We start from the raw sequence: 18,784 nt of genomic DNA on the forward strand, positions 1-18,784 counted from the left end.
CGCGCGGTGCTCTTCTTCCCCGCGGTGCGCTGGGCGGCGGCCTTCCCGGCCGTGGTCGCCTTCCCGGCGGTCGTCGCGGCGGCCTTCTTCGCGGTGCGCTGGGCCGTCTTGGCGGCCTTCACGGCCTTGGCGGCCCGGGCCGCGGTGGCGCCCTTCACGGCCTTGCCGAGCCCGGCCTTCCCCGGCCCCGAGGTGCCCGGTCGCTGGCGCGGGCTCTCGGGCCGCGGCTGCCCGTCCCCGGGAGCGCGGCCGTCCTGCGTTCCGTCCTCGTCCGCTGGTTGCACCACGGGAGACAGCGTAAGCGGAGCACGCGGCGAACGGGGCGGGATGCCCGGCGGAGTGACCACCGGCACGCCCGCCGGGGCGCGTGCTACGGCGTGAGCGCCGGTCGGCGGTGGTCGGCGGGGCTGTCCATGCCGTCCAGCTCGCGCAGGATGATGCCCTCGCGCAGCGCCCACGGGCAGACGTCCAGCTCCTCCAGGCCGAACAGGTCCATCGCGGCGTCGGCGACCAGCGCCCCCGCCAGCAGCTGCTTGGCCCGGCCCTCGGACACGCCGGGGATCTGCGCCCGCTCGGCGACGGTCATCGTGGACAGCCGCGGCAGCCAGGCGGACAGCCCGCTGCGGGTGAGCCGGCGGTCGGCGTACGGGCCGGCGTCGGCGGGGGCGGCGCCGGTCATCCGGGCGAGCTGCTTGAAGGTCTTGGAGGTGGCGACGGCGTGCTGCGGCGGTCCGAGCCGGGAGACCTCGCCGACCACGCGGGCGATCTCGGCCCGGATGTGCCGTCGCAGGTCGCGCAGCCCGTCCGGGTCGGCGACGTCGCCGGGCAGCCAGCGGGCGGTCAACCGCCCGGCGCCCAGCGGCAGCGAGCAGGCGACGTCCGGCTGCTCGTCCAGGCCGCAGGCGATCTCCAGCGAGCCGCCGCCGATGTCCAGGTTGAGCAGCCGGCCGGAGGACCAGCCGAACCAGCGGCGGACGGCCAGGAAGGTGAGCCGGGCCTCGTCCTGCCCGGAGAGCACCCGCAGCTCGACCCCGGTCTCGGCGGCGACCCGGCGCAGCACCTGCTCGCCGTTGGCGGCCTCGCGGACGGCGGAGGTGGCGAACGGCAGGATGTCGACGACGCCCTTGTCCTCGGCGACCCGCAGCGAGGAGGCGATGTGGCCGATCAGCCGCTCGACGCCGGTGTCGCTGATCGCCCCGGATGCGTCCAGCAGTTCGGCCAGGCGCAGCTCTGCCTTGTGGGAGTACGCGGCCAGGGGGGCGGCACCCGGATGGGCGTCCACCACGAGGAAGTGGACCGTGTTGGAACCTACGTCGAGCACACCGAGTCGCATAGCTCTCCACGCTACGCGATCCGGCCCGGGAGGTGATCGGTCTTGTCGGCAGAAGTGCTGGTCCAGACCGTTTCGGTCCGGGTGCGACCGACTTGTCGTCGCTCAGTGGCCGGGTGGTCCCGTCCGGCGCCCGGTGCGGCAGTTGGCGTCCACCCAGCGGCGGGCCGGGCCCGGGGTGTCGGTGATCAGGCCGTCGGCGTCCCGGGCGGCCATCAGCCGCCAGGCCGCCGCGTCGTCCAGCGTCCAGACGTAGACCTCGCGCCCGGCCGCGCGCTCGGCGGCGATCCGGCCGGCGGTGGCCAGACCGGCCTCCAGGGCGATCCCGGCCAACCGCAGGCCCGCCGGGTCCTCGGCGATCCCGCGGCCCTGGATCAGCACCACCGGCAGGGCGGGCGCCTCCGCGTGGGCCCGGCGCAGGTGGTCGGCGGAGAAGGAGTAGAGGACCACGTGGGCCCGGGTGGCGGCCGCGATCCGGGCGATCCGGGCGACGTCCTCGGCCCGCTGCCACTTGATCTCCATCAGCAGCGTGGCGCTGCTGCCGGAGAGCCGCCCGAGCAGCTCGGCCAGGGTCGGGACGGGCCGGGCGGGCCCGGGGCCGACGGTCACCCGCAGGGCGGCGACCTGGGCGGCGGTCAGGTCGGCGACCGCGCCCCGGCCGTCGGTGGTGCGGTCCACGGTCGGGTCGTGCATCAGCACCGGGACGCCGTCCCGGGTGGTCTGCACGTCGGTCTCCAGCCAGTCGGCGCCCTGGTCGAGGGCGGCCTCGAAGGCGGCCATGGTGTTCTCCGGCGCACTGCGCGGCGCCCCCCGGTGGCCGATCACCACCGGGGAGCCGCACCCCGACGGCCCGGCGGCCGGGCGGGACCGCGGCGCGGGACCGCCGGAGGCGCAGCCGACGGCCAGGGCGGCGAGCGCGGTGAGGACGGCGAGGGCGACGGCCCGGGCGGTACGGGTCCCGGCTCGGCCCTCCCGCCGACGGGTCCCGGCCGGCGGGTCCAGGTGGCGCACGGCCCCTCCGATCGTTCCGCCCCGCCCGCTCCAGGGGCAGAGCGGGCCGTCCCCCACTGTTCCACGACGACGGCCCGGCGGTTCTCCGGATCGCCGAGGACCGCGCCGCCCGACTCCGCCGGCCCTCGCCGGAGGGCGCCCACCGCCGGGGCGCCGGCGTCCGCTGTGCGCCCGACCCCGACGGCCGCCGCCAGGCCGGCCAACGCCCTTGGCCCGTCGAGGAGTTCACCGCACCCCGGACCGTGCCCGATGACCCGGGCGCCGCCCGGCGCGCGGCCGGGCCGCCCGAACTCCCGCCCCGTGCCGCGCGGTTCCCTCCGTCCGCGGACGGACCCGGCGGCGGCGGACGCCCCCGCGCGGCCGTCCGCCGTCCTCGGCACCCGCCCGCCCCGGCTCGCGCGGACCCGCGAGCCCCTTCGCCCCGCCCCACCGCACCGGTCGGCGCGCCCCGGGCGCGACCGAGGGCCCGTACGCCCCCGCGACGCTCTACCCTTGCCGGGTGGCACCAGCAGAAACGTCCCAGAAGAAGGCCAAGGCGAAGCCCGAGGCCTCCCCCGCCCCCGTCGACCTCGCGATGCCGACCCTGCGCCGCGAGATCCCGCGCGACGAGGTCCCGCTCGACTTCCCGCGCGCCTGGGTCGAGTTCGCCGACCCCGCCGACGAGGAGCAGGTCTTCCGCTGCGACCTCACCTGGCTGACCTCCCGCTGGTCCTGCGTCTTCGGCCAGGGCTGCCATGGCATCCGCGAGGGCCGCGGCGAGTCGGACGGCTGCTGCACCCTGGGCGCGCACTACTCGGACGAGGACGACGAGAAGCGCGTCCTGGGGCACGCGGCCCGGCTGACGCCCGAGCTGTGGGAGAACTTCGCCGCCGGCACCGACGCCAAGGGCCGGATCAGGAACGACGGCGGCGTGACCATGCTGGACGAGGACGGCGACCGCCAGACCCGCCGGGTCAACGGCGCCTGCATCTTCGTGAACAGCCCCGGCTTCGCGGGCGGCGCCGGCTGCGCCCTGCACGCGCTCGCCCTCAAGGAGGGCAAGGAGCCGCTGGAGACCAAGCCGGACGTCTGCTGGCAGCTGCCGATCCGCCGCACCTACGACTGGATCGACCGCCCCGACGACACCCGCTACCTCCAGGTGTCGATCGGCGAGTACGACCGCCGCGGCTGGGGCCCGGGCGGCCACGACCTGCACTGGTGGTGCACCGGTGCGCCGGCCGCGCACCAGGGCGCGGACCCGGTCTACGTCAGCTACCGCCCGGAGCTCACCGAGCTGATGGGCAAGGCGGCCTACCGGGTGCTGGCCTCGCTGTGCGAGGAGCGGATCGCCACCAAGGGCGACCGCAAGGTGGCCCCGCACCCCGCCGACCCCACCAGGAAGGCCCGGAAGGCCGCGCAGGCCGCGCAGGCCGAAGCCGCCAAGGCCGAGTCCGAGTCCGGACAGCGCTGACCCGCACCGACCCACCCGTCGGGCCGGCCCCTCCGGGGGTCGGCCCGCCCGTGGGAGCGGCCTACTTGTCGATGTCGCCGACCACGAAGAACATCGACCCGAGGATCGCCACCATGTCCGCGACCAGCGTCCCGGGCAGCAGTTCGGTCAGCACCTGGACGTTGTTGAAGGACGCCGAGCGCAGCTTGAGCCGCCAGGGCGTCTTGTCGCCGCGCGAGACCAGGTAGTAGCCGTTGATCCCGAGCGGGTTCTCGGTCCACGCGTAGGTGCTGCCCTCGGGCGCCTTGAGCACCTTGGGCAGCCGCTGGTTGACCGGCCCGGGCGGCAGGGTGGCGAGCTTGTCGAGGCAGGCGTCGGCGAGGTCCAGCGAGTTGAGGGTCTGCTCCAGCAGGCACTCGAAGCGGGCCAGGCAGTCCCCCTCCTCACGGGTGACCACGGTGAGCACCTGCCGCAGTTCCTCGGAGCCGTACGCCAGGTACGGCTCGTCGCGGCGCAGGTCGAGGTCGAGGCCGCTGGCCCGGGCGATCGGACCGCTGACCCCGTACGCCTGCGCCTGCGCCCGGCTGAGCACGCCGACGCCGGCGGTGCGGGCCCGGAAGATCTCGTTGCCGAGGACGAGGTCCTCGAAGACCGGCAGCTGCGAGCGGACGGTGGCGACGGCGGTGCGGACCCGGCCGAGCCAGCCGGCAGGGAGGTCCTCCTTGAGGCCGCCGACCCGGTTGAACATGTAGTGCATCCGCCCGCCGGAGGCCTCCTCCAGCACGTGCTGGAGGTCCTCGCGGCCGGTGAAGGCGTGGAAGATCGGGGTGATCCCGCCGAGTTCCAGCGGGTAGGAGCCGAGGAACATCAGGTGGTTGAGCACCCGGTTGAGCTCGGCGAGCAGGGTGCGGATCCACACCGCCCGCTCGGGGACCTCCATGCCGAGCATCCGCTCGACGCCGAGCACCACGCCGAGTTCGTTGGAGAAGGCGGAGAGCCAGTCGTGCCGGTTGGCCAGCATGATGATCTGCCGGTAGTCGCGGGCCTCGAACAGCTTCTCCGCGCCCCGGTGCATGTAGCCGATCACCGGCTCCGCGGTGATGATCCGCTCGCCGTCCAGCAGCAGCCGCAGCCGCAGCACGCCGTGGGTGGCCGGGTGCTGCGGGCCGATGTTGAGCACCATGTCGGTGGTGCCCGCCTCGCCGGTGAAGTTCTCGGCTCCCGCCCCGATGCCGACCGTGGTCTCCCTCATGACCCGAGAGTCTGCCATCCCGGCAACGGCTCCGGGTTCTCCGCCCTCGCGAAGAAGTCGAGGGGCGGCAGGCGGACGGCCTGCACCAGCCACCCGAAGGCGCCCAGCCCGCCCGGGTCGGTGAGTTCGGCCCCCTCCCCCGCCCCGCCCAGCGCCCGCAGGTAGGCCGCCGGGTCGGTGGAGGCGAGCGCCAGCGGCGGGCGTCCGCCGCTCACCCCGAGCGCGCGCAGGGCCGCGCGCTGCGTCGTCCACAGGCTGTGGAGACCGGGCACCGCCACGGCGTCCAGCGCCACGTGCGCGGTGACGTCGCAGGAGCCGTCCGGCACCGGGGTGACCTCCCGGCCGTCCCGGAACCCGGTGAAGGTCCCGAAGGCCGGCCGCCGCCCGGCCGTGTGCCCGTAGTCGACGGCGACGGCCAGCCCGCGCTCCAGCCCGGCCACGGCCCGCGCCCAGGCGGCGTCCCGGGGGCCGCCGAACTCCACCACGTCGCCGGGGCCGGTGACCGGCCACCAGCGCGCGGCCCATGCCGCGTCGGCGGCCGAGACCGGCCCGCCCAGGCGCTCCTCGCCGGTCGCGGTGTCCACCTCCCGGTAGCGCAGCACACCGTCCTCGTCCACCTCCCCGGCGTCCAGCGGCACGTTGTCCAGCCACTCGTTGGCGAACAGCAGCCCGGTGACGCCGCGCGGCGGCTCCGCCGTCCACAGGGCTGTGGACGGAAGTCCGTCCGGCCGCGCCGCGAGCTCCACACCGTACGGGCGCAGCCGCGCCAGCACCTCGGCGGGCAGTTCGGCCAGCACGCCGGTGAGCAGTTCCCCGCGCCCGGCCCCGACGTCGACCAGCGCCAACTCCTCCGGACGGCCGAGGGCCTCGTCAACCTCCAGCAGCAGCCGCGCCACCGCACGGGCGAACCGCGGCGAGGCGTGCACCGAGGTGCGGAAGTGCCCCGCCGGGCCCTCCGGCCTGCGGTAGAACCCGCCGTCCCGGTCGTACAGGGCCCGTTCCATGGCGGGCGCCCACCGCATCCACGTCATGGGGCGGGACGCTACCGGCAGCGGCGGGCACCCTCCCAACCGGCGTCGTCGCGTCTCCGACCTACGGAGTAGGACGGATCGCCCTACCGGCGGACCTGGGCACCTCTCCCGACTGCCTAGGCTGGACACGTGCATCGACTCAACGCCTGGCTCCGCCGTCACCCCATGGTGGTCGACGCCGTCTGGGCGTCGATGATCCTCCTCCTCGGGGTGGTCCCGAACGGCACCGAGGACGGCTGGCCCTTCAACTCCCAGGTCCTGATCGCGGTACTGCTGCCGCTGCTGATGGTCTTCCGCCGTCGCCACCCGGACGTCACGGTCGCCACCGCCGCCGGCATCGGCGTCGGCCAGGTCGTCGCCGACGTCGAACCGGGCGCCTCGGCCCTCGCCTACCTGGTCTTCGCCTACACCGGCGCCGCGTTCGGCCAGAAGTGGACCTCCCGGCTCGCCCTGGTGGCCGGCCTGGCCGCCGGGCCGCTGGAGTTCTGGCAGCTGAACCCGACGAAGACGGTCTCCACCGGCTCCGGGCACTACGCCTCCCGCCCCTACGGCATCGGCGAGGCGGTGCTGATCACGCTGCTGATGAGCACCCCGTTCATCCTCTGCTGGGCCTGGGGCCGGCTGACCCGGGTGCGGCGCGCCTACCTGACCGAACTGGAGGACCGCGCGGCCCGGCTGGAGCGCGAGCGGGACGCCCAGTCCAAGGTCGCGGTGGCCGCCGAGCGGGCCCGGATCGCCCGCGAGCTGCACGACGTGGTGGCGCACAACGTCTCGGTGATGATCGTCCAGGCCGACGGCGCCGCCTACGTGCTCGACAACTCCCCGCAGCAGGCGAAGGAGGCGCTCGGCACGATCGCCTCCACCGGCCGGCAGGCGCTGGTCGAGATGCGTCGCCTGCTGGGCGTGCTGCGCACCGCCGACACCGCCGAGGAGTACGTCCCCCAGCCGGGCGTCGAGGAGCTGCCGGACCTCCTGGAGCAGGTCCGGACGGCCGGGCTGCAGGTCGACTACGCGACCTCCGGGCACCCGCGCGACCTGCCGCGCGGCGTCGAGCTGACGGTCTACCGGATCGTCCAGGAGGCGCTCACCAACGTCCGCAAGCACGGCGGCCCGGACGTGCACGCCCGGGTCGCGGTCGACTTCGGCGAACGCGAGCTGGCCGTCCTGGTCGAGGACGACGGCCGCGGCAGCACCGACGAACAACTGACCACCGGCGGCACGGACGGTCTGGGCCACGGCCTGATCGGCATGCGCGAGCGGGTCGGCATGGTCAGCGGCAGCCTCGACGTGGGCCCCCGCCCCGGCGGCGGCTTCCGGATCCGCGCCGTCCTCCCGCTCAAGGCGGCGCACTAACCCCCCGCCCCCCTTAGGAGCCACCTTGACCATCCGCGTGATGCTCGTCGACGACCAGGAGCTGCTGCGCACCGGCTTCCGGATGATCCTCCAGTCGCAGGGCGACATCGAGATCGCCGCCGAGGCGGGCGACGGCGCGCAGGCCCTGGAACGGCTGCGGCACACGCCGGTGGACGTGATCCTGATGGACGTCCGGATGCCGCGCCTGGACGGAGTGCAGGCGACCCGCCGGATCTGCCTGGCCGAGGACGGCAGCCCGGTGCCGAACGCCCCGCACGTGCTCATCCTCACCACCTTCGACCTGGACGAGTACGCCTTCGCCGCGCTCAAGGCCGGCGCCAGCGGCTTCCTGCTCAAGGACGTGCCGCCGACCGAGCTGGTGGCCGCGATCCGCGCCGTGCACGGCGGCGACGCGGTGGTCGCCCCGACCACCACTCGCCGGATGATCGACCGCTTCGCCGAGGTGCTGCCCACCCCGCACAACGCGCCCGGCTCGGACGTGCTGGGCCCGCTGACCGAGCGCGAGCGGGAGGTGTTCCTGCTGGTCGCCCAGGGCCTGTCGAACGGCGAGATCGCGGCCCGGCTGGTGCTCTCGGAGGCGACCGTGAAGACCCACGTCGGCCGGATCCTGGCCAAGCTGGGGCTGCGCGACCGGGTCCAGGCGGTGGTGCTGGCCTACGAGGCGGGACTGATCCGGGCCGGGGCCACCGACTAGGCCCGGGCCCGGGGCCGGTCCGGCCCCGGGCCCGGACCGCCCGCGCCCGTACACTGGGGCGGTACGTCCGGTACCCCCAGCGGACCGGAACGGTCATTCAGGACAAGGGTGGACATGGATTCGTCCGACTTCACCGATTTCGCTCCGGTCGGCGATCCCGGTGACCCGGGCAACCGCCCGGCCCGGCTCGCCGTCGGCGTGGTCGGCACCGGCCGGGTCGGACCGGCGCTGGGCGCCGCCCTGCAGCTCGCCGGGCACACCGTGGTCGCCGCCTCCGGGGTCTCCGCCGCCTCCCGCCGCCGCGCCGAGTCGTTGCTGCCGGGCGTGCGGATCGTCACCCCGCCGCAGGTGATGGCCGCGGCCGACCTGGTGCTGCTGACCGTCCCGGACGACTCGCTGGCCGACCTGGTCACCGGTCTGGCCGCCACCGGCGCGGTCCGCCCGGGCCAGCTGCTGGTGCACACCTCCGGCGCGCACGGCGTCGGCATCCTGGAGCCCGCCACCCGGGCCGGGGCGCTCCCGCTGGCCCTGCACCCCGCGATGACCTTCACCGGCACCTCGGTGGACCTCGCCCGGCTGGCCGGCTGCCCGTTCGGGGTGACCGCTCCCGAGGAGCTGCGACCGGTCGCCGAGGCCCTGGTGGTGGAGATGGGCGGCGAGCCCGAGTGGGTGCCCGAGGAGGTCCGCCCGCTCTACCACACCGCCCTCGCGCACGGGGCGAACCACCTGGTCACCCTGGTCGCCCAGGCGATGGAGCTGCTGCGCACGGCCGGCGTCGCCGAGCCCGGCCGACTGCTCGGCCCGCTGCTCGGCGCCGCCCTCGACAACAGCCTGCGCTCCGGCGACGCGGCCCTCACCGGCCCGGTCGCCCGGGGCGACGCGGGCACCGTACGGCGCCACCTGGCGCAGCTCAGTACGGTGTCCCCGGACATCCCGGCGGCCTACCGTGCGATGGCCCGCGCCACCGCGCAGCGGGCGCTCGCCAACGGGACGATCGACGACGCGTCCGCGGCGGGGCTGCTGGACGTACTGAACGAGGAGAAGCGCTAGATGGCACGCGGCAAGCAGTCGAACAAGCCCCAGAAGACGCCGAAGGTCCACCGGGCCGTGGTCACCCGCACCGTGGACGACTTCGAGGCCGCGTTCTGGCCGGACGAGCGCCCGGTGGACAACGCCGTGGTGATGACCATGGGCGCGCTGCACGAGGGCCACGCCGCGCTGATCCGGGCCGCCCGCAAGCAGGTCGGCCAGGAGGGCCGGGTCGCGGTGACGGTCTTCGTCAACCCGCTGCAGTTCGGCCCGTCCGAGGACCTGGAGCGCTACCCGCGCACCCTGGACGCCGACGTGCGGCTGGCCGAGGAGAACGGCGCCGACGTGGTCTTCGCGCCGTCCGTCGACGAGGTCTACCCGAACGGCGAGCCGCAGGTGCGCCTGGCGGCCGGCCCGATGGGCGGGCGGTTCGAGGGCGCCACCCGGCCCGGCCACTTCGACGGCGTGCTGACCGTCGTCGCCAAGCTGCTGCACATCACCGACCCGGACTTCGCGTTCTTCGGCGAGAAGGACGCCCAGCAGCTGGCGCTGATCCAGCGGATGGTCGCCGACCTGGACTTCGACGTCGAGATCGTCGGCGTGCCGACCGTCCGCGAGGAGGACGGCCTGGCGCTGTCCTCGCGCAACCGCTACCTCTCCGCGGAGGAGCGCGACCACGCCCTCACCCTGTCCAAGGCGCTGTTCGCCGGCCGGGACGTCGCCGCCCAGGGCCCGAAGGCCGTGCGCGAGGCCGCCGCGGCCGTCCTGGACGGCGCCGAGGGCGTCACCCTCGACTACCTCGCCCTGATCGACCCGCACGACTTCTCGGAGGCGGCGGACGACTTCCAGGGCGAGGCGGTGCTGGCCGTCGCCGCGCAGGTGGGCTCGACCCGTCTGATCGACAACGTCCGCGTCATCTGCCGCTAGGCGGCCGACCACCGGGCGCAGAACCGTCCGGTGGCACCGGCAACACCGGCAGCGAATCCTTCCGGCATGCACTCACAGGAGGCGTGACCACATGCTCCGCACCATGCTCAAGTCCAAGATCCACCGGGCCACCGTGACCCAGGCCGACCTGCACTACGTCGGCTCCGTCACGGTGGACGAGGACCTGCTCGACGCCGCCGACCTGCTCCCCGGCGAGCTGGTCCACATCGTCGACATCAACAACGGCGCCCGGCTGGAGACCTACACCATCGCCGGCCCGCGCGGCACCGGCGTGATCGGCATCAACGGCGCCGCGGCCCGCCTGGTCCACCCCGGTGACCTGGTCATACTCATCGCCTACGGGCAGATGGACACGGCCGAGGCCAAGGGCTACGAGCCGAAGGTCGTCTTCGTCGACGCGCACAACCGGGTCACCGGCCTGGGCGGGGACCCGGCCGGGGCCCCGGAGGGCAGCGGACTGCTGCGCGGGGACGCGGCGTACCGTGACGAGGACGGCGCGGCCACCGCGGCCACGCGCTGAAGGAGCCACTGAGCCATGTCCGCTACGCATCGCCTGACCGCCCCGACCCCCGGGTGGACCGCCACCACCGACGTGGTCGTGGTCGGCTCCGGGGTGGCCGGTCTCACCGTCGCCCTCAACGTCCGCAAGGCCGGCCTGCGGGCCATGGTGGTCACCAAGGCGATGCTGGACGAGGGGTCGACCCGCTGGGCCCAGGGCGGCATCGCGGCCGCCCTGGGCGAGGGGGACACCCCCGAGCAGCACCTGGACGACACCCTGGTGGCCGGCGCCGGCGTCTGTGACGAGGAGGCCGTCCGCACCCTGGTCACCGAGGGCCCGGACGCCGTCCGCCGACTGATCGCCACCGGCGCCCTGTTCGACCGGGGCGAGGACGGCGAGATCCTGCTGACCCGCGAGGGCGGCCACCACCGCCGCCGGATCGCCCACGCCGGCGGCGACGCGACCGGCGCCGAGATATCCCGCGCCCTGGTCTCCGCCGTGCGCACCGACCCGGACATCGAGCTGATCGAGCACGCGCTCGTCCTCGACCTGCTGACCGACGCCGCGGGCCACGCCGCCGGGCTGACCCTGCACGTGATGGGCGAGGGCCAGCGCGACGGCGTCGGCGCCGTCCGGGCCCGCGCGGTGGTGCTGGCCACCGGCGGCATGGGCCAGGTGTTCTCCGCCACGACCAACCCGGCGGTCTCCACCGGCGACGGCGTGGCGCTGGCGCTGCGGGCCGGCGCCGCCGTCACCGACCTGGAGTTCGTCCAGTTCCACCCCACCGTGCTCTGGCTCGGCCCGGACGCCGAGGGCCAGCAGCCGCTGGTCTCCGAGGCGGTCCGCGGCGAGGGCGCCCACCTGGTGGACGCGGACGGCGTCCGCTTCATGCTGGGGCAGCACGAGCTGGCAGAGCTCGCCCCGCGGGACATCGTCGCCAAGGCGATCACCCGGCGCATGCAGGAGCAGGGCGCCGAGCACATGTTCCTGGACGGGCGGCACTTCGGCGCCGAGATGTGGGAGCACCGCTTCCCGACCATCCTGGCCTCCTGCCGCGCGCACGGCATCGACCCGGTCACCGCGCCGATCCCGGTCGCCCCGGCCGCGCACTACGCCTCCGGCGGCATCCGCACCGACGCGCGGGGCCGCACCAGCGTCCCGGGCCTGTACGCCTGCGGCGAGGTCGCCTGCACCGGGGTGCACGGCGCCAACCGGCTGGCCTCCAACTCGCTGCTGGAGGGCCTGGTCTTCGCCGAGCGGATCGCCGCCGACCTGGCCGGCCGGCACGCGGCCGGCGACCTGCCCGAGCGCACCGTCGACGTGGCGGCCGCCCGGGCCGCGCTGCCGGTGCCGCTGCCGCCCTCCGAGGCGCGGGCGGAGGTCCAGCGGCTGATGTCGCGCGGCGCGGGCGTGCTGCGCTCGGCCGCCTCGATGGCCGACGCCGCGGCCGGACTGGCCCTGCTCGCCGAGCAGGCCCGCCACCACGTCGCCGAGGAGAAGCCGGCCGACCCCCGGGTGGAGACCTGGGAGGCCGCCAACCTGCTGCTGGTCGCCACCGCCCTGGTCGCGGCCGCCGCGCAGCGCGAGGAGACCCGCGGCTGCCACTGGCGCGAGGACTTCCCCGAGCGCGACGACGCCCACTGGCGGCGCCACCTGATCACCACCCTCGCCGCCTCCGGCGACCCCGTCAGCACCCCTGAGGAGCAGTAGAACCATGACCCACGCGCACGAGGAACTCCCCCTGGCCGACCAGGGCGGCGGCTGCGGCGACGGCTGCGCCTGCGGGGACGGCGAGGGCTACGAGACCGGCCTGGACCCGCAGCTGGCCGAGCTGCTGGAGCAGTCCGGGCTGGACCCGATCGAGGTCGAGGACATCGCCACCCTGGCGCTGGCCGAGGACCTGGCCGGCGGCGAGGACGTCACCTCGGTGGCCACCGTGCCCGCCGACGCCGTGGCGACCGCCGACTTCACCGCCCGCCAGGCCGGCGTGGTCTCCGGCCTGCGGGTCGCCGAGGCCGTCGTCTCGCTGGTCTGCGAGGAGGAGTTCGAGGTCGAGCGGCACGTCGAGGACGGCGACCGGGTCGAGGCCGGCCAGGTGCTGCTGTCCGTCCGCTCGCGCACCCGCGACCTGCTGACCGCCGAGCGCAGCGCGCTCAACCTGCTCTGCCGGCTGTCCGGCATCGCCACCGCGACCCGGGCCTGGGCGGACGCCCTGGAGGGCACCGGCGCGGTCGTCCGGGACACCCGCAAGACCACCCCGGGCCTGCGCGCGCTGGAGAAGTTCGCGGTGCGCTGCGGCGGCGGCGCCAACCACCGGATGGCGCTCTCGGACGCCGCCCTGGTGAAGGACAACCACGTGGTGGCGGCCGGCGGCGTGGCCGAGGCCTTCCGGGCCGTCCGCGCGGCCTACCCGGAGCTGCCGGTCGAGGTCGAGGTGGACACCCTGGAGCAGATCCCGCCGGTCCTGGAGGCCGGGGCGGACCTGATCCTGCTGGACAACTTCACCGTCGAGCAGCTGAAGGAGGCCGTCGCGCTGGTGGCCGGCCGGGCGAAGCTGGAGGCCTCCGGCGGACTGACCCTGGCCAGCGCGCGCGAGGTCGCCCAGACTGGTGTCGACTACCTGGCGGTGGGCGCGCTGACCCACTCCTCGCCGATCCTGGACATCGGCCTGGACCTGCGCGCCTGACCGTCAGGTCGAGCGCAGCCCCGCCCCGACTCGCAGAAAGCGTCCCCGTGCTCCTCACCATCGACGTCGGCAACACCCAGACCACGCTCGGCCTGTTCGACGGCGAGGACGTGGTGGAACACTGGCGGATCTCCACCGATCCGCGCCGCACGGCCGATGAACTGGCGGTGCTGCTGCAGGGGTTGATGGGCAACCACACCGCGGCCAAGGACGCCGTGGTGGAGGGCCTGGCGATCTGCTCCTCCGTTCCCGCCGTGCTCCACGAGCTCCGCGAGGTGACCCGCCGCTACTACGGCGACGTCCCCGCGGTGATCGTGGAGCCCGGCGTGAAGACCGGGGTGCACGTCCTGATGGACAACCCCAAGGAGGTCGGCGCGGACCGGATCGTCAACGCGCTGGCCGCCAACCACCTGTACGGCGGCCCGTGCATCGTGGTCGACTTCGGCACCGCGACCACCTTCGACGCCGTCAACGCCCGCGGCGACTACGTCGGCGGCGCGATCGCCCCCGGCATCGAGATCTCGGTCGAGGCGCTCGGCGTCCGCGGCGCCCAGCTGCGCAAGATCGAGCTGGCCCGCCCGCGCAACGTGATCGGGAAGAACACCGTCGAGGGCATGCAGTCCGGCATCCTCTACGGCTTCGCCGGGCAGGTCGACGGCCTGGTCGAGCGGATGGCCCGGGAGCTGGCCAAGGACCCGGACGACGTCCAGGTGATCGCCACCGGCGGCCTCGCCCCCCTCGTCCTCGGCGAGGCCAGCACCATCGACGTGCACGAGCCCTGGCTGACCCTGATCGGCCTGCGGCTGGTGTACGAGCGCAACCGCCCGAGCTGAGCGCCCGGCCGGACGGACGTCGGGAATTCCCCGCGACGTTACCGACAAATCGGATATTCGTCACGTAGTGTCAGCCCATGCCTACGCCACACGGATCGCGCGGCGGCATGGCCTTCAGCGCCGACGAAGTCCGCGTGCTGCGCCGAGCCCTCGCCCAAGCCCTGCACCCCGCCGTCCCCGTCCACCTCCAGGGGCCCGACCGGACGGCGCTCGCCGGGCCGGGCGCCGAGCTGTGGGCGGAGGACGTCCAGGACGCCCTGCGTCTGACCGAGGCGATCGACGAGGCCGTCCAGGAGGGCGGCCGACTGCGCGCCTTCCTGCTCGCCGACCTCGGCCGCTACCGCGCCGCGCTGCCCGGCAGCGCCGCCGGCTACCTGGAGCGCCTGGAGGAGGCGGTGACCGACGGCTACCTGCCCGGCCCCGAGGACCTCACCGCGCTGCGCGGGCTGACCCGCCAGCCCTGCGGCCACGGCGAGCGGGCCCGCCGCTCCCGGCTGGCCGGGCGCTGCCACGCGCTGGCCGAGGCCGCCGTCCGCGAACGGCTGGCGCTCACCGCCGGGCACCCGCGCCACCTGGTGGCCGTACCGAACCCCGCCGCACCACCGAGCAGTCACCCCACCCCTGTAGGAGGACGGACCACGATGAGCAGCACCGACTCCCGCGACTCCCGCCCGGAGCAGCCCGCCGCCGCGCAGACCCCGCCCCGCCCGCACCGGATGCCCACCCCGGCCGAGCTCTTCGGCCGCCGCCCCAAGCCCCCGGCCCACCCCGGCGGACCGGCCGAGCCGGCCCCGGAGGAGATCGAACTCCGCACCGGCACCGGCTGAGCCCCCCGCACCCCGGAGGGGAGACCGCACCCGCGGACTCCCCTCCGTTTCCGTGTGGCGGCTCGCTGGATCCGGGCCACCCCAGCGCGGTGATGAGCTGGGACCGCAACCCCGCCAACGACCTGGTGACGGTCGCCCTGCGCGCCGGCACCGCCGCCGCCAACGGCTGACCCGGCCGCGCGTCCGGGGGGCGGCCGTCGCCACGGTCTCCCCCCGGGCGTCATCCGGGCGCGGAGCACGGTGTACGGCTGGCTACCCTTGTGGGGTGAGCGATCAGAGCCTTGTCCCCGCGACCGACGACCTTCCCGAGCAGATGCGCGTCCGGCGCGAGAAGCTGGACCGGCTCCGGGCGGCCGGCGTCGACCCGTACCCGGTCGGTTTCCCCCGCACCAGCACCATCGCGGACCTGCGTGCCAAGCACCCGGACCTCGAACCCGACACCGCGACCGGCGAGCGCGCCGGCGTCACCGGCCGGGTGATCCTGTCCCGCACCGGCGGCAAGCTGTGCTTCGCCACCCTGCGCGACGGCACCGGCGACCTCCAGGTGATGTTCTCCCTGGACAAGCTCGGCGCCGAGCGGCTGGCCGCCTGGAAGGCCGACATCGACCTCGGCGACCAGGTCGGCGTCGAGGGCGAGGTGATCACCTCCAAGCGCGGCGAGCTGTCCGTGATGGTGGACCGCTGGGAGCTCACCGCCAAGTGCCTGCGCCCGCTGCCGGACAAGCACAAGGGCCTGACCGACCCGGAGGCCCGGGTCCGCCAGCGCTACGTCGACCTGATCGTGAACCCCGAGGCGCGCGAGATCCTGCACCTGCGCAGCAAGGTGGTCCGCTCGATCCGCCGCACCTACGAGGACCGCGGCTACATCGAGGTCGAGACCCCGATGCTCCAGCCGGTGCACGGCGGCGCCAACGCCCGCCCGTTCAAGACGCACATCAACGCGTACGACATCGACCTCTACATGCGCATCGCGCCCGAGCTCTACCTCAAGCGGCTGGTGGTCGGCGGCGCCGAGAAGGTCTTCGAGATCAACCGCAACTTCCGCAACGAGGGCGCGGACTCCACCCACAACCCGGAGTTCACCTCGCTGGAGTCGTACGAGGCCTACGGCGACTACGACACCCAGGCCGAGCTGATCCGCGCGACGATCGTCAACGCCGCCCGGGACGCCCTGGGCACCACCGTGATCAAGGGCGTGGACCCGCACGGCGTCGAGCACGAGATCGACCTCGCCGAGCCGTGGGCGGAGGTCAGCGTCTACCCGGGCATCTCCGCCCACCTGGGCGTCGAGGTCACCCCGGAGACCGGTGTCGAGGAGCTGCGCGAGCTGGCCACCGCGCACGGCATCCCGTTCGAGAAGAACTGGGGCCACGGTCAGATCGTGCTGGAGATGGTCGAGCGCCTGCTGGAGGAGAACGCCGTCCGGCCGACCTTCATCAAGGACTACCCGACCGAGGTCTCCCCGCTGACCCGCCAGCACCGCTCGATCGCGGGCGTGGCCGAGAAGTGGGACCTGGTGATCTTCGGCACCGAGATCGGCACCGCCTACTCCGAGCTGGTCGACCCGGTCGAGCAGCGCGCCCGCCTCACCGCGCAGTCCCTGCTGGCGGCCGGCGGCGACGTCGAGGCGATGCAGGTCGACGAGGACTTCCTGCGCGCCCTGGAGTACGCGATGCCCCCGACCGGTGGCCTCGGCCTCGGCGTGGACCGCCTGATCATGCTGCTGACCGGCAAGAACATCCGGGAGACCGTGCTCTTCCCGCTGGTGAAGCCGGAGCCGAAGGCTTCCGCCGCGACGGCGGAGAAGACCGAGGAGGAGTGACCTGATGGACTACGTCAGCGCGATCGTGCCGCCGCTGGTCATGGCGATCGGCTTCGGGTTCCTGGTGCGGGCCATCATCCGCAGCCAGGGCGGGGCCCAGAAGGCCAAGGAAGACATCGACTGATCCGGCTGACGCCGGCCGCCGCCGTCGGCCGCCCGGAACCACCCGCGCCGCCATTCCCGATTCCCGGGGGTGGCGGCGCGCCGGTTTGGCGCACTTCACAAGATTTGCCCCATTCACTCCCTATCCTGGCGGCACTATGGTCCGGCAACTCGGCGAACTTGAGAACGCCATCATGACCCGGGTGTGGCGGTGGAACCGACCGGTGACGGTTCGCGAGGTTCTCCTGGATCTGCAGTCGGAACGCGAAATCGCGTACACCACGGTGATGACCGTCCTGGACAAGCTGCACAGAAAGGGCTGGTTGCGCCGCGAGCGGGTCGGCCGGGCCTATCGATATGAACCGGTCTCCTCGCGTGAGGCGTACACGGCGGCTCTGATGAACGACGCCTGGGCCACCGGTGACAATCCCGCGGCGGCACTGGTGCACTTCTTCGGCCTGATGTCGCCGGAGCAGCGCGAGGCACTCCGGGACGCCTTGCGGGTGGCGGCGTTGTTCCCGGCGGATCCGGCGGCGGATCCCACCGCCGCGGATTCCCCCGGGGACGGCCCGGATACCGGCGGAGCGGATACCGGGGAGACCACGCCCGGCGCGACGCGATAACGTCCCGCCATGGAGGTCACCATCCGCCGCGCGCGGACCACGGACGTACGGGCCGTACGCGGGCTCATCGACGCCTACTCGCGCGACGGCATTCTGCTCGACAAGCCCACAGTCACACTGTTCGAATCCGTCCAGGAGTTCTGGGTCGCGGAACGCGACGACAACGGCGTGGTGGTGGCCTGCGGCGCCCTGCACGTGATGTGGGAGGACCTCGCCGAGGTCCGCACCCTGGCGGTGCATCCGTCCTGCCGGGGCTTCGGGATCGGGCATCTGCTCCTGGAGAAGCTGGTGCAGACCGCGCGCTGGCTGGGCGTCCGTCGGATTTTCTGCTTGACGTTCGAGGTGCCGTTCTTCACGAAACACGGTTTCGTCGAGATCGGGGAGCTTCAGGAAACCGATGATGGTACGACAGACCCGGCGGCGATCGCTACGGATGTCTATGAGGAACTTCTCCGCTCGTACGATGAAGGTGTCGCCGAGTTCCTCGACCTGGAGCGGGTGAAGCCCAACACACTGGGCAACTCGCGCATGCTGCTGCACCTCTGAGCGGCTCCGAGCCGGTCAAGGGTTTGTGTTTTCCGGAGAAAGGCGCTTTCCTTTCCTTAGGCAATGGGTCGTTTAGCGGAAAGGGAAGCCCGTGGCACAGAGGGTGCAGGTCATTCTTGAAGACGATCTCGATGGCGGTTCGGCGGACGAGACGGTGACGTTCGCGCTGGACGGCGTTGCCTACGAGATCGACCTGAAGAGCGCCAACGCGGACAAGCTCCGCGGTCTGCTGGCGCCCTACCTGGAGAAGGGCCGCAAGCAGAGCGGCCGGCTCGCCGGCGCCCGTCGTCCGGGCCGCGGCCCCGCGACGCGTCCGGCCGGCAGCGCTCCCGACACCGCGAAGATCCGCGCGTGGGCCAAGGAGCAGGGCATGGACGTCAACGACCGCGGCCGGGTGCCGAGCACCGTCCGCGAGGCCTACGACAAGGCCAACGCGTCCTGACCCCGGCGCCACCGGCCCGCCGGAGCGGATGCGGGGCCCCGGCGGCCGCCCACGGCGCCGACGACACACGCGCGGGGCGCGGAGGGAACACCTCCGCGCCCCGCGGCGCACGCCCGGACGACCGCGGTACCCCCGGTGCCGGGCGCCGCACCGGCCCGACCGGCCGGGGCGGCGGCGGACTCGGGCGGCGGAACAATCACGAGCTGTGCAACGCTGTAAGGGCGGAGCGGTAACGCGGACACCCCGGGATGGCCTACGACCGGCCCGGTCACCGTTGAACCACCGCCACCGCGGCCCGACTTCTCG

The 18,784-nt window shown here is 74.1% G+C and carries 17 protein-coding genes and 1 pseudogene; 14 read left to right on the forward strand and 4 right to left on the reverse strand.

Going from position 1 to position 18,784, the window contains the following annotated elements; translation table 11 throughout:
• Positions 1-370 precede the first annotated feature (370 nt).
• Together AB0O91_RS04305 and AB0O91_RS04310 are read right to left on the reverse strand one after the other, a co-directional pair.
• Entirely contained in the window at positions 371-1,333 is a 963-nt protein-coding gene (locus tag AB0O91_RS04305) for a Ppx/GppA phosphatase family protein (protein WP_363427659.1), read from the reverse strand.
• Between the two features lie 102 nt (positions 1,334-1,435).
• Positions 1,436-2,341, reverse strand: a complete 906-nt coding sequence (locus AB0O91_RS04310) for a glycerophosphodiester phosphodiesterase (protein ID WP_363427661.1) — start codon at positions 2,339-2,341, stop codon at positions 1,436-1,438.
• 574 nt (positions 2,342-2,915) lie between these two features.
• Between AB0O91_RS04310 and AB0O91_RS04315 the strand changes: the two genes are divergently transcribed.
• A complete protein-coding gene (locus AB0O91_RS04315) occupies positions 2,916-3,791 on the forward strand; it encodes a hypothetical protein (RefSeq protein WP_363427775.1) in 876 nt (291 codons plus the stop codon).
• A 61-nt stretch (positions 3,792-3,852) separates the two neighbouring features.
• On the opposite strand, the gene AB0O91_RS04320 is transcribed toward AB0O91_RS04315, so the two are convergent.
• A complete protein-coding gene (locus AB0O91_RS04320) occupies positions 3,853-5,022 on the reverse strand; it encodes an NADH-quinone oxidoreductase subunit D (RefSeq protein WP_363427663.1) in 1,170 nt (389 codons plus the stop codon).
• Positions 5,019-6,053, reverse strand: a complete 1,035-nt coding sequence (locus tag AB0O91_RS04325; protein ID WP_363427665.1) for an SAM-dependent methyltransferase — start codon at positions 6,051-6,053, stop codon at positions 5,019-5,021. Before AB0O91_RS04325 ends, AB0O91_RS04320 begins: the two co-directional genes overlap by 4 nt.
• 129 nt (positions 6,054-6,182) lie before the next feature.
• On the opposite strand from AB0O91_RS04325, the gene AB0O91_RS04330 reads away from it, so the two are divergent.
• The 13 genes and pseudogenes from AB0O91_RS04330 to AB0O91_RS04390 all read left to right on the forward strand — a co-directional run bounded on the left by AB0O91_RS04330 (position 6,183) and on the right by AB0O91_RS04390 (position 18,478).
• Complete coding sequence (locus AB0O91_RS04330) at positions 6,183-7,406, forward strand: sensor histidine kinase (protein ID WP_363427667.1); 1,224 nt, start codon at positions 6,183-6,185, stop codon at positions 7,404-7,406.
• Between the two features lie 25 nt (positions 7,407-7,431).
• Positions 7,432-8,121 (forward strand): response regulator transcription factor, encoded by a 690-nt coding sequence (locus tag AB0O91_RS04335; protein ID WP_363427669.1) that lies wholly within the window; start codon positions 7,432-7,434, stop codon positions 8,119-8,121.
• Between the two features lie 114 nt (positions 8,122-8,235).
• Positions 8,236-9,171, forward strand: a complete 936-nt coding sequence (locus tag AB0O91_RS04340) for a DUF2520 domain-containing protein (protein ID WP_363427671.1) — start codon at positions 8,236-8,238, stop codon at positions 9,169-9,171.
• A complete protein-coding gene (gene panC / locus AB0O91_RS04345) occupies positions 9,172-10,077 on the forward strand; it encodes a pantoate--beta-alanine ligase (protein ID WP_363427673.1) in 906 nt (301 codons plus the stop codon).
• Between the two features lie 91 nt (positions 10,078-10,168).
• On the forward strand, positions 10,169-10,618 hold the full coding sequence (gene panD, locus AB0O91_RS04350) for an aspartate 1-decarboxylase (RefSeq protein WP_363427675.1): 450 nt from the start codon (positions 10,169-10,171) through the stop codon (positions 10,616-10,618).
• A 15-nt stretch (positions 10,619-10,633) separates the two neighbouring features.
• Positions 10,634-12,307: an L-aspartate oxidase gene (locus AB0O91_RS04355; RefSeq protein WP_363427677.1), complete on the forward strand. Its 1,674-nt coding sequence runs from the start codon at positions 10,634-10,636 to the stop codon at positions 12,305-12,307.
• A gap of 4 nt (positions 12,308-12,311) precedes the next feature.
• Entirely contained in the window at positions 12,312-13,283 is a 972-nt protein-coding gene (gene nadC / locus AB0O91_RS04360; protein WP_363427679.1) for a carboxylating nicotinate-nucleotide diphosphorylase, read from the forward strand.
• A 47-nt stretch (positions 13,284-13,330) separates the two neighbouring features.
• The gene (locus tag AB0O91_RS04365) at positions 13,331-14,116 is read left to right on the forward strand and encodes a type III pantothenate kinase (protein ID WP_363427681.1); all 786 of its coding nucleotides are present in this window, start codon (positions 13,331-13,333) and stop codon (positions 14,114-14,116) included.
• Between the two features lie 77 nt (positions 14,117-14,193).
• The gene (locus AB0O91_RS04370; protein WP_363427683.1) at positions 14,194-14,943 is read left to right on the forward strand and encodes a hypothetical protein; all 750 of its coding nucleotides are present in this window, start codon (positions 14,194-14,196) and stop codon (positions 14,941-14,943) included.
• Between the two features lie 265 nt (positions 14,944-15,208).
• Positions 15,209-16,765: pseudogene (gene lysX, locus AB0O91_RS04375) on the forward strand (bifunctional lysylphosphatidylglycerol synthetase/lysine--tRNA ligase LysX); the annotation flags it as partial.
• A 260-nt stretch (positions 16,766-17,025) separates the two neighbouring features.
• Entirely contained in the window at positions 17,026-17,490 is a 465-nt protein-coding gene (locus AB0O91_RS04380; RefSeq protein ID WP_363427685.1) for a BlaI/MecI/CopY family transcriptional regulator, read from the forward strand.
• A 9-nt stretch (positions 17,491-17,499) separates the two neighbouring features.
• Positions 17,500-18,036, forward strand: a complete 537-nt coding sequence (locus AB0O91_RS04385) for an amino-acid N-acetyltransferase (RefSeq protein ID WP_363427687.1) — start codon at positions 17,500-17,502, stop codon at positions 18,034-18,036.
• A gap of 91 nt (positions 18,037-18,127) precedes the next feature.
• Positions 18,128-18,478, forward strand: coding sequence for an Lsr2 family protein (locus AB0O91_RS04390; RefSeq protein WP_363427689.1), 351 nt, complete (start codon positions 18,128-18,130; stop codon positions 18,476-18,478).
• Positions 18,479-18,784 lie beyond the last annotated feature (306 nt).

Source organism: Kitasatospora sp. NPDC089797 (genome assembly GCF_040684795.1).
GTDB lineage: Bacteria > Actinomycetota > Actinomycetes > Streptomycetales > Streptomycetaceae > Kitasatospora.